Source organism: Actinocorallia sp. B10E7 (assembly GCF_039871655.1).
Lineage (GTDB): Bacteria > Actinomycetota > Actinomycetes > Streptosporangiales > Streptosporangiaceae > Actinocorallia.
On record NZ_JBDPLZ010000001.1, the window covers coordinates 823,677 to 836,504 of the forward strand.

12 protein-coding genes are annotated in these 12,828 nt (G+C 71.8%); 9 read left to right on the forward strand and 3 right to left on the reverse strand.

Translation table 11 applies throughout. The features are described from left to right. Nucleotides 1–42 precede the first annotated feature (42 nt). Nucleotides 43–636, forward strand: a complete 594-nt coding sequence (locus tag ABGB12_RS04020; protein ID WP_347674675.1) for a DUF1707 domain-containing protein — start codon at nucleotides 43–45, stop codon at nucleotides 634–636. On the opposite strand, the gene glpX is transcribed toward ABGB12_RS04020, so the two are convergent. Continuing rightward, on the reverse strand, nucleotides 614–1,636 hold the full coding sequence (gene glpX, locus ABGB12_RS04025; RefSeq protein WP_347674677.1) for a class II fructose-bisphosphatase: 1,023 nt from the start codon (nucleotides 1,634–1,636) through the stop codon (nucleotides 614–616). The genes ABGB12_RS04020 and glpX overlap by 23 nt on opposite strands. Nucleotides 1,637–1,765: 129 nt before the next feature. On the opposite strand from glpX, the gene ABGB12_RS04030 reads away from it, so the two are divergent. Beyond that, a complete protein-coding gene (locus ABGB12_RS04030) occupies nucleotides 1,766–2,374 on the forward strand; it encodes a TetR/AcrR family transcriptional regulator (RefSeq protein WP_347674679.1) in 609 nt (202 codons plus the stop codon). Beyond that, complete coding sequence (locus ABGB12_RS04035; protein WP_347674680.1) at nucleotides 2,371–3,060, forward strand: DUF4245 domain-containing protein; 690 nt, start codon at nucleotides 2,371–2,373, stop codon at nucleotides 3,058–3,060. The genes ABGB12_RS04030 and ABGB12_RS04035 overlap by 4 nt, the downstream gene beginning before the upstream one ends. A gap of 19 nt (nucleotides 3,061–3,079) precedes the next feature. Here ABGB12_RS04035 and ABGB12_RS04040 read toward each other — a convergent pair whose 3' ends face one another. Then, nucleotides 3,080–3,298, reverse strand: coding sequence for an exodeoxyribonuclease VII small subunit (locus tag ABGB12_RS04040; RefSeq protein ID WP_347674681.1), 219 nt, complete (start codon nucleotides 3,296–3,298; stop codon nucleotides 3,080–3,082). A 64-nt stretch (nucleotides 3,299–3,362) separates the two neighbouring features. Between ABGB12_RS04040 and xseA the strand changes: the two genes are divergently transcribed. Together xseA and ABGB12_RS04050 are read left to right on the forward strand one after the other, a co-directional pair. Continuing rightward, nucleotides 3,363–4,559: an exodeoxyribonuclease VII large subunit gene (xseA, locus tag ABGB12_RS04045; RefSeq protein WP_347674683.1), complete on the forward strand. Its 1,197-nt coding sequence runs from the start codon at nucleotides 3,363–3,365 to the stop codon at nucleotides 4,557–4,559. Nucleotides 4,560–4,626: 67 nt separating this feature from the next. After that, nucleotides 4,627–5,814: an MFS transporter gene (locus tag ABGB12_RS04050; RefSeq protein WP_347674684.1), complete on the forward strand. Its 1,188-nt coding sequence runs from the start codon at nucleotides 4,627–4,629 to the stop codon at nucleotides 5,812–5,814. On the opposite strand, the gene ABGB12_RS04055 is transcribed toward ABGB12_RS04050, so the two are convergent. Continuing rightward, nucleotides 5,789–7,135, reverse strand: a complete 1,347-nt coding sequence (locus ABGB12_RS04055; protein ID WP_347674686.1) for a PLP-dependent aminotransferase family protein — start codon at nucleotides 7,133–7,135, stop codon at nucleotides 5,789–5,791. The genes ABGB12_RS04050 and ABGB12_RS04055 overlap by 26 nt on opposite strands. Before the next feature lie 71 nt (nucleotides 7,136–7,206). Between ABGB12_RS04055 and ABGB12_RS04060 the strand changes: the two genes are divergently transcribed. The 4 genes from ABGB12_RS04060 to ABGB12_RS04075 all read left to right on the forward strand — a co-directional run bounded on the left by ABGB12_RS04060 (nucleotide 7,207) and on the right by ABGB12_RS04075 (nucleotide 12,827). Beyond that, nucleotides 7,207–8,115 carry a DMT family transporter gene (locus ABGB12_RS04060; RefSeq protein WP_347674688.1) on the forward strand — a complete coding sequence of 303 codons (909 nt, stop codon included), beginning with the start codon at nucleotides 7,207–7,209 and terminating at the stop codon, nucleotides 8,113–8,115. A gap of 69 nt (nucleotides 8,116–8,184) precedes the next feature. Next, complete coding sequence (locus ABGB12_RS04065) at nucleotides 8,185–9,837, forward strand: fumarate hydratase (protein WP_347674689.1); 1,653 nt, start codon at nucleotides 8,185–8,187, stop codon at nucleotides 9,835–9,837. Between the two features lie 163 nt (nucleotides 9,838–10,000). Next, the gene (locus tag ABGB12_RS04070) at nucleotides 10,001–11,323 is read left to right on the forward strand and encodes a serine/threonine-protein kinase (protein WP_347674691.1); all 1,323 of its coding nucleotides are present in this window, start codon (nucleotides 10,001–10,003) and stop codon (nucleotides 11,321–11,323) included. Between the two features lie 67 nt (nucleotides 11,324–11,390). Further along, nucleotides 11,391–12,827 carry a class II fumarate hydratase gene (locus ABGB12_RS04075; protein ID WP_347674693.1) on the forward strand — a complete coding sequence of 479 codons (1,437 nt, stop codon included), beginning with the start codon at nucleotides 11,391–11,393 and terminating at the stop codon, nucleotides 12,825–12,827. Nucleotide 12,828 lies beyond the last annotated feature (1 nt).

A 12,828-nucleotide genomic window follows, 5' to 3' on the forward strand; every position in this document is an offset into this window, starting at 1 on the left:
TTCCGCTGTGCGAGGAAGCGATCGGCGCATTATCGTCTAGACGTGGATTCCGACCGGCCCGTGCCCGTGCGCGAGATGAGAGCCTCCGACGCCGACCGCGAACGCGTCGCGGAACTCCTCCACGACGCGGTGACCGACGGGCGGCTCACCCTGGAGGAGCACTCCGAGCGCATCGAGGCGGTCTACCGGGCGCGGACGCTCGGCGAGCTGACCGCCTTCACCCGGGACCTGCTGCCCGCCGAGCAGCAGCCCTTCAAGGTGGACGCGCAGAGCCTCCTGGCGCTGTTCGGCTCCCAGCGCCGGGACGGCCGGTGGGTGGTCCCGGCCAGACTGCCGGTCGCCGCCCTTTTCGGCACCGTCGAACTCGACCTGCGCCAGGCGATCTTGCAGCGCAGGCACGTCACCCTGGACGTGAGCGCCTTGTGCGGGCGGCTCCGGCTGATCGTCCCGGACGGGGTGGAGGTCCGGGTCACCGGGCGGACCGTCCTGAGTTCCGCCCGCCACGGCGGACGGCACGATCTGCCCGAGGAGGGCCCGGTCGTCGAGGTGACCGGCACCCTCCTCCTCGGCTCGGTGAAGGTGATCAGGCCGAAGCGGCCCTGGCGGCCGTCGCTCAGACGGGGCCGTCGAAGTTGATCGCCGAGTAGGCGCGCAGCTTGCCCAGCCGGTGCTCGCCGTCCACACGGCGGATGGTGCCGCTGCGGCCGCGCATGACCAGCGAGTGGGTCTTGGCCAGGCCCTTGACGTAGCGCACGCCCCTGACCAGCTCGCCGTCGGTGATGCCGGTCGCGGCGAAGAACACGTCGTCGGACCTGACCAGGTCGTCGGTGGTCAGGACCCGGTCGAGGTCGTGGCCGGCGTCGATGGCCCGCTGCCGCTCGGCCTCGTCCTGCGGCCACAGCCGGGACTGGATCACGCCGCCCAGGCACTTCATGGCGCAGGCCGCGATGATGCCCTCGGGCGTGCCGCCGATGCCCAGCAGCAGGTCGACGCCGGTGCCCTCGCGGGCCGCCATGATCGCGCCGGCCACGTCGCCGTCCCGGATGAACTTGATCCGGGCGCCCGCCTCGCGGATCTCCTTGACGATGCCCTCGTGGCGGGGGCGGTCGAGGATCACGACGGTGACGTCCTGGACGGACGAGCCCTTGGCCTTGGCGACGGCGCGGATGTTGTCGCCGATCGGGCGCTCGATGTCCACGGCGTCAGCGGCCTCGGCGCCGGTGACGAGCTTCTCCATGTAGAAGACCGCGGAGGGGTCGTACATCGAGTGCCGGGGCGCCACGGCGAGGACGGCGATGGCGTTCGGCATGCCCAGGGCGTTCAGGGTGGTGCCGTCGATCGGGTCCACCGCCACGTCGCATTCGGCGCCGGTTCCGTCTCCCACCTCCTCGCCGTTGAAGAGCATCGGGGCGTTGTCCTTCTCCCCCTCGCCGATGACCACCACGCCCTTCATCGAGACCGTGTTGATCAGTTGGCGCATCGCGTTGACGGCGGCGCCGTCCGCGCCTATTTTGTCTCCGCGGCCCACCCAGCGGGCCGCGGCGAGCGCGGCCGCCTCGGTCACCCGGACGAGTTCCAGCGCGAGGTTGCGGTCCGGCGCCTCCGGCGCGGTGGCCAACGGTGAGTTTTCAGACATAGCGGACCCTTCGGTCGAGGCGGGTTCTCCCGGATTCTCTGATCCTGGAAGGTCATCTCACAAATTGGACCAGACCAGAGGGCAGGGCCCGACGCCGACCTCCCCGCCGGTGGCGTAATCTCGACGTTCATGAGCAGCGAGATCGAGGAGACTTCCACCAGGGTCTCCGAACGGGGCCAGGCCACCAGGGGCGCCCTGTTGCGGGCCGCCAGGGAAGTCTTCTGCGAGCAGGGCTTCGCCCAGGCCGCCGTGACCGACATCGTGGCCCGGGCCGGAGCCAGCGTCGGCAGTCTTTACCACCATTTCAACGGCAAAGCCGACCTGTATCTGACGCTGTTCGAGGAATTCCAGGTGCGCCAGCAGGAACGCACCCGCGAAGCGATCCACCAGATCCGCGAGAGCGGCGACGACGACCCCAAAAACCAGTTCCTGGCCGGCGCCGCCGCCTACCTCGAGGGCTCGGTGGCCGAGCGGGAGCTGTCCCGCCTGTTCATCTCCGGCGACGGCCCTCCCGGCTTCGACCGCATCATGCGGGAGCGGCTGAACAAGTGGGCCCGCCGCAACGCCGCGCTGTTCCACTCCCGGGCGGGCGGCTTCAACGAGCCGCTGGTCATCGTGCTCACCGGCGCGATGATCAGCGCGGTCGACGTCGTCTCCGCGGGCGAGGACATCGAGCGCTCCCGCACGCTGGCGAAGAACATCATCAAAGTGCTCGCCACCATCCAGCCAGTCGAATGACCGAGACCGTGACTCCAGAGACCGGACAGACCGACCAGACCACCACGCCGGAGGGTGCCTCCTCCGGCGGCCCCAAGCGCGAGACCAGGGTGGTCACCGAGGGCACGCTCAAGCGGTACCTCTCGGGGCCCGGGCAGTTCGTGCTGGCCATCGGCGCCTGCTTCGCGCTGATCCTGGCGATCTTCCTCATCACCCCGACCGAGGACGACGAGCCGCTCCCCAGGACGATCGACTACACCTGGGACGCCAAGGAGTTCACCCGCAAGGCCCCCTACCGGACGTACGCCCCCGAGGGGCTGCCCGCACCGTGGGCCGCCACCGGCAGCCGCCTCACCGGCACCAACGCCCCGGTGAAGGACGCCGCGAAGGGCACGGTGGCCTGGCACCTCGTCCTCGTCACGCCGAGCAGGCGCTACGCCGCCTTCGAGCAGAGCAACGAGGACCCCGACGGGCCCAAGGGCTTCGTCGCGCGGATGACCAACGTGCCCGGGTCCACCCCCCAGAACGCGGCCGGACGGCAGACCGTCGGCGGCCTGGTGTGGGAGCAGTACCACCAGCGGGACAAGAAGCAGTACTCGCTGGTCCGGCGGCTCCCCGACAGCACGATCGTGCTCACCGGCACGGCCGGGTACGACGAGCTGGCCGTCCTGGCGGGCTCCCTGGTCGCCCAGCCGAAGACCGGCTGAGCGGACGCGGAAGGCCGCCTCAGAAGGGCGCCGCGTCCTCGCCCGGCTGCGGCGCCATCACGGCGGCCAGCCGGGCCCTCGCCCCTTCCAGCCACTCCTCGCAGATGCCGGCGAGCTTCTCCCCCCGCTCCCACAGCGCCAGGGAGTCCTCCAGCGTGAGGCCCCCGGTCTCCAGCCGCTTGACCACCTCCGCGAGCTCGTCCCTGGCCTTCTCGTACGAGAGCGTCTCCTCCGACATACGGCCAGCGTAACGCCACCCGGGGTCTGGGGGTCCGTCCCCGATGAGCGCTAACCTCGCGGGCATGGCTTTGCAGACCTCGGCGGACTCGCCCGTGCCCGTACGGACCGTGCTCCAGCTGGTGGGCGGCTGGATCGGGCGGCTCGGACGGGTCTGGGTGGAGGGCCAGATCACCGAGCTGAACCGGCGCGGGCAGACCGTCTACCTGACGTTGCGGGACCCGGCGGCCAACATGTCGGTGCGGGTCGTGGGGGCCCGCGGGGTGTTCGACAACCCGGCCGTCGTCGACGGAGCGCGGGTCGTGGTGCACGCCAAGCCCGACTTCTACATCAACCGGGGCTCGTTCTCGCTGACCGCCATCGAGGTGCGGGCGGTCGGGATCGGGGAGCTGCTGGCCCGGCTGGAGCAGCTGAAGCGGACGCTGGCGGCGGAGGGCCTGTTCCGGCCCGAGCGCAAGAGGCCGCTTCCGTTCCTGCCGGGGACGGTCGGCCTGATCTGCGGCCGGGACTCGGCGGCCGAGCGGGACGTGCTGGAGAACGCCAGGCGGCGCTGGCCCGCGGTGTCGTTCAAGGTCGAGCCGGTGGCGGTCCAGGGGTCGTACGCGGTCGGCGAGGTGGTCGAGGCGCTGCGGAAGCTGGACGCCGACCCGGAGGTCGAGGTCATCGTCATCACCCGGGGCGGCGGTTCGCTGGAGGACCTGCTGCCGTTCTCCGACGAGACGATGGTCAGGGCCGTGGCCGCCGCCCGCACCCCGGTGGTCTCCGCGATCGGGCACGAGCAGGACAACCCGCTGCTCGACCTGGTGGCCGACCACCGCGCCTCCACTCCGACGGACGCCGCCAAGCGCGTCGTCCCGGACGTCCGCGAGCAGGTCGCGCTGGTCCACCAGTTGCGGGACCGGGGGCGCCGTGCGGTCACCGGGCGGATCGAGCGGGAGCGGACGTGGCTGGCCTCGGTCCGTTCCCGTCCGGCGCTGGCCGATCCGGTGCGCGAGGTGGAGCGCAAGCACGAGCAGGTGCTGACGATGCGGGACAGGGCGCGGCGGGCGGTGGGCGCGGCGCTGGACCGCGCCGGGGACCGGCTCACCCACACCCGGGCCCGGCTGACGGCGCTCTCCCCCGCGGCGACTCTGGAGCGCGGGTATGCGATCGTCCAGCGGCCCGACGGCGCGGTCGTGCGCAGCGCGGAGGAGCTGGAGCCGGGTGACGGGCTATTGGTGAGGCTGCCCGATGGCAAGCGGAGCGTGACGGTGGAGAATTGACCCCTTGACCGGGGTCCGGCCGATCCATAACCTTCCGTGAACCTTTCTCACCTTTTGGGAGTGAGTAATGCGGGATCGGCAGGCCAGGCTCGCCACCTACGCGGCCTTCGGCATCCAGGGGCTGTGCTTCGCCTCGCTCGTCACCCGCGTCCCCGAGATCCAGGACGCGCACGGCCTCAGCGACGCCGATCTCGCGATCGTGCTGCTGCTCGTCCCGGTCGTCGCCGGCCTGGGCAGCGTGCTGTCCGGCCTGGCCTTCAAGCGCTTCGGCAGCGGCCCGGTGCTGCGGATCGGACAGCCCGCCGTCGCCCTGTCCATCGTCCTCATCGGTCTGACCGGCGGAGAGCTCCTCCCCCTGTACCTGTCCGTCGCGCTGTTCGGCCTGGCCGTCGGAGCCGTGGACGCCTCGATGAACGCCCAGGCCGTCGCCGTCGAACGCCACGAGGGCAAGAGCGTCATCTCCGGCTTCTACGCGGTGTGGAGCGCCGCGGGCATCCTCGGCGGACTGTGGGCGTCCCTGGCCGGCCGGCTCGAACTGTCGCTGTACGCCGGCTTCGTCGTTCCCGCGTTCCTGGGCCTCGGTGGCTCCTTGATCCTCGGATCGTTCCTCTACAAGAAGCACGAGGAAGGCTCCGGACCGTCCGCCGAGGAGCTCAAGGCCGCGGGCAGGCTCGTCCCGTGGAAGCCGGTCGCCCTGGTCGGCACCGCGATGGCCTGCTTCTACATCGCGGACGCGGCCATCTCCAACTACAGCGCCAAGTACCTCCAGGACGAGCTGGGCTCCTCCGCCACCGTCGCCCCCCTGGCCTACGTCGCCTACCAGGTCGCCATGGTCCTCAGCCGGGGCGTCGCCGACTTCGGCGTCCGGCGGTGGGGTCCGGTGAACATCGTCCGAGCCGGAGCGGTGGTGGGCTTCCTGGGCATGGCCGGGGTCATCGCCGCGCCCAACGCGGGCCTGGCCATCGCCGGCGTCACCGTCATGGGCCTGGGCGTCTGCGTCGTCGCGCCGATCGCCTTCGCCGCCGCCGACCGGGTGGACTCCACCGGGCTGGGCATCGCGGTCTCCCGCGTCAACCTCTTCAACTACGTGGGCTTCGTGCTCGGCGCCGCCATCATCGGCGCGTTCGCGCCCGCCGAGGGGGAGAGCAACCTGCGGGTCGCGTTCATGATCCCGGCCGCGCTCATCCTCGTCATCCTCGCGCTCGCCCCCTCCTTCTCCCCCCGGCCCGTCAAGAGCGCGGCCGCCCCCGCCTGACCGCCTCCGCCAGCCGGGCGACGGCCTCGGCGAGCCGGGCCTCGGTGAGAGCCGAGTAGCCGACGATCAGGGCGGACGGGCCGCAGGTCTGCACGAGCACCCCCCGCGCGGCGGCGGCCTCGGCCAGGTCCGGCACCGGATAAGGCAGCCGCAGGAACAGGTGGAGCCCCGCCGAGATCCCGTCGATCCCGGCCTCGGGCAGCCGCGCCGCCAGCGCCCCGACCAGGGCGTCGCGCCGGGACCGGTAGATCCGGCGCATCTGGCGCAGATGCCGGTCGTAGGCGCCCGAGGCCAGGAATCCCGCCAGGGCGTGCTGTTCGATCACCGGGGACCCCAGGTCGGTGTCCATGCGGTGGTCCGCGACCCTGGCGGCCAGCCCCGCCGGGGCGACCAGCCAGCCCAGCCGCAGGCCCGGGGCCAGGGTCTTGCTGACCGAGCCGAACAGGACCGTGCGTTCGGGGGCCAGCCCCTGCACGCAGCCGACGGGATCCCTGTCGTAGCGGAACTCCGCGTCGTAGTCGTCCTCCAGGATCAGCGCGCCCGCGGCCTCCGCCCACTCCACCAGCGCGGCCCGGCGGCGGGAGGACAGCACCACCCCGGTCGGGAACTGGTGGGCGGGGGTGAGCAGCACGGCCCCGGCCCCGGAGCGGGCCAGCGCCTCGACGTCCATGCCCTCCTCGTCCACGGGCACCCGGATCAGGGGCGCCCCGGTGGCCCGCAGCAGGGGGAGCTGCCGGTCGGAGAGGGGATCTTCGATGGCCAGGGGCACTCCGGCCAGGCGGACGACCGCCGACAGCCCGTGCGCGACCCCCGCGGTGACGACCACCTGCTCGGGGGCCGCCACGGCCGCCCGCACCCGCCCCAGGTATCCGGCCAGTTCCCGGCGCAGTACGGGCGCCCCCGCCGGATGGGGGTAGGCGAAATCGGTGTGGGCCATCTCCTCCAGGGCCAGTTTGAGGGCCGCCGTCCACTTCGCCCGGGGGAAGGAGGTCAGGTCGGGCGTGCCGGGGCGGAGGTCGTACTCGCCTCCGGGATCCGCGCCGGCGGCCGGCAGGTCCCGCGGGGTCGGGACGGCGGGCAGGCGGGCGACCCTGGTGCCGTCCCCGGGACGGGAGACGAGGAACCCCTCGGCGGCCAGCTGCTCGTAGGCGGTGACCACCACCCCCCGGGAGACCCCGAGGTCCTGGGCCAGGGCGCGGGTGGAGGGCAGCCGGGCGGACTCCGGCAGCCGTCCGGCGCGGATCGCCTCCCGCAGCCGGACGGCGAGCTGGACCCCGAGCCGTCCGGCCGCGCGATCGAGGTCGAGGTGGAGGTCGAGCACGAAATGGTCCTTGATTTTGCGGCATCAATGGACCTGTTTCCAGGACCAATTGCTTCCTACCTTTGCACCTCATGGACCTGTTGACCAGACCCGAGACCTCCGCGGCGCCGGCCGGCCGCCCCCGTTCCACCCGGCCGGACGGCGGGATGCGGGGTGTGGCCGGAGCCGCGTGCTCGATGGTGCTCATCGGCACTCTGATGGCGGTCTCCGCCACCATCGGGGACTACCCGCTGTTCACCGGCCAGGCGATCCGCTACGGCCTGGCCGCGCTGATCCTGCTGCCCCTGCTGCTGCGCGCCCCCGTGCTGCCGCGCGGAATCCGGGAGTGGGGCCTGCTGACCGCGCTCGCCGCCACCGGGCTGGTCGGCTTCAACTACTGCCTGGTGGAGGCGTCCCGCTCGGCCGACCCCGCCACGGTGGGCGCGGTCGTCGGAGCCTCCCCGGTCGTCCTGGCCGTCGCCGGGCCACTGATCGGCGGCTACCGGCCCTCCACCCGGGTGATCGGCTGCGCCCTGGTGGTGGCCGCCGGGGCCGCGCTGGCCAACGGCCTGGGGGACGGCGACCCGCGCGGGCTGCTGTTCTCCCTGGGCGCGCTGGGCGGCGAAGTGCTCTTCTCCCTGCTGGCGGTGCCCCTGCTCCCCCGGCTCGGCCCACTGCGGGTCTCCGTCTACAGCACCCTGCTGGCGCTTCCCCTGCTGCTGGCCGCCGCCCTGCTCACCGGCGAGTCGCCCCGCCTCCCCACCCCCGCGGAGGGCACGGCGTTCGCCTACGTCGGAGTGGTCATCACCGCGGGCACGTTCCTGCTGTGGTTCGACGCCCTGGGCCGGCTCGGCCCGGACCGGGCCGCGCTGTTCGGCGGCCTGATCCCCGTCTCGGCCGCCGCGACGGGCGTCGTGCTGGGGCTGGGCGCCCCGGCCCCCGGCCAGCTGCTCGGCTGCCTCCTGGTGGCCGTCGGCGTGACCTGCGGGGTCAGGCGCTGAGAAGGAAGGTTTACTCTTGGTTCGGCCAAAAGCCGGACTCTCTGAAACTTTCACAGTGCGAGGGATGGAATGCCTGAGTTCGCCTACACCGACCTGCTGCCGCTCGGCAAGGACACCGAGACCGAGTACCGGCTGCTCACCACCGAGGGCGTCTCCACGGTCGAGGCGGCGGGGCGGACCTTCCTCCAGGTGGAGCCCGAAGCGCTGCGGCTGCTCACCGAGACCGCCCTGCGCGACATCTCACACCTGCTGCGCCCGGCGCACCTCGCCCAGCTCCGCAAGATCCTCGACGACCCCGAGGCCTCGCCCAACGACCGGTTCGTCGCCCTGGACCTGCTGAAGAACGCCGGCATCGCGTCCGGCGGCGTCCTGCCGATGTGCCAGGACACCGGCACCGCCATCGTCATGGGCAAGCGCGGCCAGAACGTCCTGACCGACGGCATGGACGAGGCCCACATCTCCCGGGGCGTCTACGACGCCTACACGAAGCTGAACCTGCGCTACTCCCAGATGGCCCCGCTGACCATGTGGGACGAGAAGAACACCGGCACCAACCTCCCCGCCCAGATCGAGCTGTACGCCGCGGGCGGCGACGAGTACAAGTTCCTGTTCATGGCCAAGGGCGGCGGCAGCGCCAACAAGTCCTACCTGTACCAGGAGACCAAGGCGGTCCTGAACCCCAAGCGCATGCTCTCCTTCCTGGAGGAGAAGATCCGCAGTCTGGGCACCGCGGCCTGCCCGCCCTACCACCTGGCGATCGTCGTCGGCGGCACCTCCGCCGAGTACGCGCTGAAGACCGCCAAGTACGCCTCCGCGCACTACCTCGACCACATGCCCACCGAGGGCTCGATCGGCGGCCACGGCTTCCGCGACCTGGAGCTGGAGCAGCAGGTCTTCGAGCTGACCCAGAAGCTCGGCATCGGCGCCCAGTTCGGCGGCAAGTACTTCTGCCACGACGTCCGGGTGATCCGCCTGCCCCGGCACGGCGCGTCCTGCCCGGTGGCCATCGCGGTCTCCTGCTCGGCCGACCGCCAGGTCCTGGCCAAGATCACCGCGGAGGGCGTCTTCCTGGAGAAGCTGGAGACCGACCCGGCCCGCTTCCTGCCCGACACCACCGACGAGCACCTGGACGACCAGGTCGTCCAGATCGACCTCAACCGGCCGATGGCGGAGATCCGCGCCGAGCTCTCCCGCTACCCGGTCAAGACCCGGCTGTCCCTCACCGGACCGCTGGTGGTGGCCCGCGACATCGCCCACGCCAAGATCAAGGAGCGGCTGGACGCGGGCGAGGGCATGCCCCAGTACCTGAAGGACCACGCCGTCTACTACGCCGGCCCGGCCAAGACCCCCGACGGCTACGCCTCCGGCTCCTTCGGCCCCACCACCGCGGGCCGCATGGACTCCTACGTCGAGGAGTTCCAGGCCGCGGGCGGCTCGATGGTCATGCTCGCCAAGGGCAACCGCTCCCAGCAGGTCACCGACGCCTGCGCCGAGCACGGCGGCTTCTACCTGGGCTCCATCGGCGGCCCCGCCGCCCGCCTCGCCCAGGACTGCATCAAGAAGGTCGAGGTGCTCGAGTACCCCGAGCTCGGCATGGAGGCCGTCTGGAAGATCGAGGTCGAGGACTTCCCGGCCTTCATCGTCGTCGACGACAAGGGGAACGACTTCTTCAGCGAGGGCCGGCAGGTGACCTTCACGCCCACCGTTCCGGCCCGCCGGTAGGGCGGTCCGCCGTCGCTCATCGATGACAGAAGTGGAGCGGGTGCAGGCCCGCTCCGCTCTCCGTCATCGGCACGAGTTTTGGCGGCGAGTGAGCAAGAAAGCGTTATATCTAGACATTGCATCCGGTGTCTGACAAGCCTCTTGCTCCTGTATCTTTGCCCGCATGACTCAGACGGAGCACTTCGTTCTGGCGAAGCGTTACCGCCTGCTCCATGCACTCGGACACGGGGCGATGGGCACGGTGTGGCGCGCCCACGACGAGCTGCTGGAACGCGATGTCGCGATCAAGGAGATCCGCTTCCCCGCGGAGCTGGACGAGAACGACCGCGTCGTGTTCTACCGGCGTACCCTGCGCGAGGCCCGCGCTCCCGCCCGCGTGCGGCACAAGTCCATCATCGAGGTATACGACGTCGTCCAGGAGCACGCGCGGCCCTGGATCGTCATGGAGCTCATCGAGGCGCCGACCCTCGAACAGCACATCAAGGAGCACGGCCCGCTGCGTCCCGAGGACGCGGCGGGTCTCGGCCGCCAGCTGGTGGACGCGCTCGAGGAGGCGCACGCGGCGGGCGTCCTGCACCGCGACATCAAGCCGAGCAACGTGCTGCTGGCCCCCGGCCGAGTGGTGCTGACCGACTTCGGGCTCGCCGTCACCAACGGCTCGTCCACCATCACCAAGGTCGGCACCTTCGTGGGCTCGCCCGCCTACGTCGCGCCCGAGGTCGCGCGCGGGGAGAAGGCGACCCCCGAGTCCGACCTGTGGTCGCTCGGAGCGACGCTCTACTGCGCGGTCGAAGGGCGCCCCCCGTTCGACCACGAGAACGTCATGGCGACGTTGTCGGCGGTCCTCACCGAGGACCCGGCCGTCTCCCAGCGGGCCGGCGACCTCGGCCCGATCATCAGCGGGCTGCTGCAGCGCAACCCCAAGCGGCGGCTCAGCCACTCCAGGCTGGCCGAACGGCTGGAGCGCGCCGCGATGCCCAAGCGCAGCGCGACCTCCACCATCCCCCCGGAGGGCGCGAGCACGCTGTCCTCCGCGGGGCTGCCCAGCCGGCGCAGCGGCGCGCACCGGGCCCGGCAGAGCTCGACGGGCAAGCTGCACCCGTACCTGCTGATCGGGATTCCGGTGGCCGGGGTGATCGCGCTGATCGCCGCGCTGTTCGTGCTGCTCGGCGGCGACTCGGAGGAGCCTCCCGTCGCCGCGCCGACGTCCGACGAGTCCGCCACCCCGCTCAGCGCGGACATGGACGTGGTGGTGGTCAGGGCGCGGGGCGGCCAGTGCAAGCTCACCACGGTGATCGGGCGGGAGGGCGGCGCGGCCGGAACCGTCAACAACGTGACCGTCGGCGACGGCCAGATCGCCCGGTACAACTCCGTCCCGATGGACCTGACGGTCAGCGACGGCAAGATCTGCCAGGTGACGATCAACGGGAAGCTCCAGGCGGCCGAGGCCGGCGAGCAGACCTACCGCGACATCGAGCGCGAATGACCGGCCGGGCCCGACCGGCCCCCGTGCCCCAGGAATAAACCGCCCTGCCCGGGACATCACCCTGAATATGGATGACTCTCGGGCAGGCGGTTTCCGGGTCGAACACGACTCCATGGGCGAGGTGCGGGTACCGGCCGAGGCCAGATGGCGGGCGCAGACCCAGCGGGCCGTGGAGAACTTCCCCGTCTCCGGGCTGCGACTCTCCCGCGCCCACATCCGGGCGCTGGCGCTGATCAAGTCGGCCGCGGCCACGGTCAACGCCGAACTGGGCGTGCTGGAGCGGGACCTGGCCGAGGCCGTCGCCTGGGCCGCCGACCGGGTCGCCGAGGGCGAGTGGGACGAGCACTTCCCCGTCGACGTCTTCCAGACGGGTTCGGGCACCTCCTCGAACATGAACGCCAATGAAGTGATCGCCTCCCTGGCCGAGGAGAGGCTGGGCCGCCCGGTCCACCCCAACGACCACGTGAACGCCTCTCAGTCCTCCAACGACGTCTTCCCCTCCTCCATCCACCTGGCCGCCACCGAGGCCGTGGTGACCTCCCTGAGCCCCGCGCTGGCCCATCTGGCCGCCGCGCTGGAGCGCAAGGCCGAGGAGTTCGCCACGGTGGTGAAGGCGGGCCGCACGCACCTCATGGACGCCACCCCGGTGACCCTGGGACAGGAGTTCGGCGGGTACTCCGCGCAGGTGCGGTACGGGATCGAGCGGCTGGAGGCGGTGCTGCCCCGGCTCGGCGAGCTGGCCCTGGGCGGGACGGCCGTGGGCACCGGGGTGAACACCCCGCCCGGCTTCGGCGGCCGGGTCTCGGCGCTGCTGGCCGAGCGGACGGGGCTGCCGGTGCGCGAGGCCAGGAACCACTTCGAGGCGCAGGGCGCCCAGGACTCCCTGGTGGAGACGAGCGGGGCGCTGCGCACCATCGCGGTAGGCCTGAACAAGATCGCCAACGATCTGCGCTGGATGGGGTCGGGGCCGCGGGCGGGCCTGGCCGAGCTGCGGCTGCCGGACCTGCAGCCGGGTTCGTCCATCATGCCGGGCAAGGTGAACCCGGTGCTGCCCGAGGCCGTCGCCATGGTCGCCTCCCAGGTGGTGGGCAACGACGCGGCGATCGCGTTCGGCGGGGCGTCCGGGTCGTTCGAGCTGAACGTCCAGCTGCCGATGCTCGCCCGCAACCTGCTGGAGTCCCTCTCGCTGCTGGCCAACGTCACCCGCCTGCTCGCCGACCGCTGCGTCGACGGGCTGGAGGCGGACGTCGAGCGCTGCCTGGAGTACGCCGAGGGCTCCCCGTCGATCGTCACGCCTCTCAACCGGCACGTGGGCTACGAGGAGGCCGCGGTCATCGCCAAGCAGGCCCTGGCGCAGCGCAGGACGATCCGCGACGTCGTCCTGGAGCGCGGCCACGTCGAAAGCGGCGCCCTGTCCCTGGAGGAACTGGACGCCGCCCTCGACGTCCTGCGGATGACCGGCCACCGCGAGGAGGAGACGCCCCCTACCGGGAGCGGCGGCTGAG

Excerpts from the sequence above, each read along its gene's own strand:
- xseA (WP_347674683.1), top strand. The coding sequence starts at position 3,363 with ATGGCTTTGCAGACCTCGGCGGACTCGCCCGTGCCCGTACGGACCGTG.
- ABGB12_RS04065 (WP_347674689.1), top strand. The coding sequence starts at position 8,185 with ATGCCTGAGTTCGCCTACACCGACCTGCTGCCGCTCGGCAAGGACACC.
- ABGB12_RS04060 (WP_347674688.1), top strand. The coding sequence starts at position 7,207 with ATGGACCTGTTGACCAGACCCGAGACCTCCGCGGCGCCGGCCGGCCGC.
- ABGB12_RS04040 (WP_347674681.1), bottom strand. The coding sequence starts at position 3,298 with ATGTCGGAGGAGACGCTCTCGTACGAGAAGGCCAGGGACGAGCTCGCG.
- glpX (WP_347674677.1), bottom strand. The coding sequence starts at position 1,636 with ATGTCTGAAAACTCACCGTTGGCCACCGCGCCGGAGGCGCCGGACCGC.
- ABGB12_RS04030 (WP_347674679.1), top strand. The coding sequence starts at position 1,766 with ATGAGCAGCGAGATCGAGGAGACTTCCACCAGGGTCTCCGAACGGGGC.
- ABGB12_RS04070 (WP_347674691.1), top strand. The coding sequence starts at position 10,001 with ATGACTCAGACGGAGCACTTCGTTCTGGCGAAGCGTTACCGCCTGCTC.
- ABGB12_RS04075 (WP_347674693.1), top strand. The coding sequence starts at position 11,391 with ATGGATGACTCTCGGGCAGGCGGTTTCCGGGTCGAACACGACTCCATG.
- ABGB12_RS04050 (WP_347674684.1), top strand. The coding sequence starts at position 4,627 with ATGCGGGATCGGCAGGCCAGGCTCGCCACCTACGCGGCCTTCGGCATC.
- ABGB12_RS04035 (WP_347674680.1), top strand. The coding sequence starts at position 2,371 with ATGACCGAGACCGTGACTCCAGAGACCGGACAGACCGACCAGACCACC.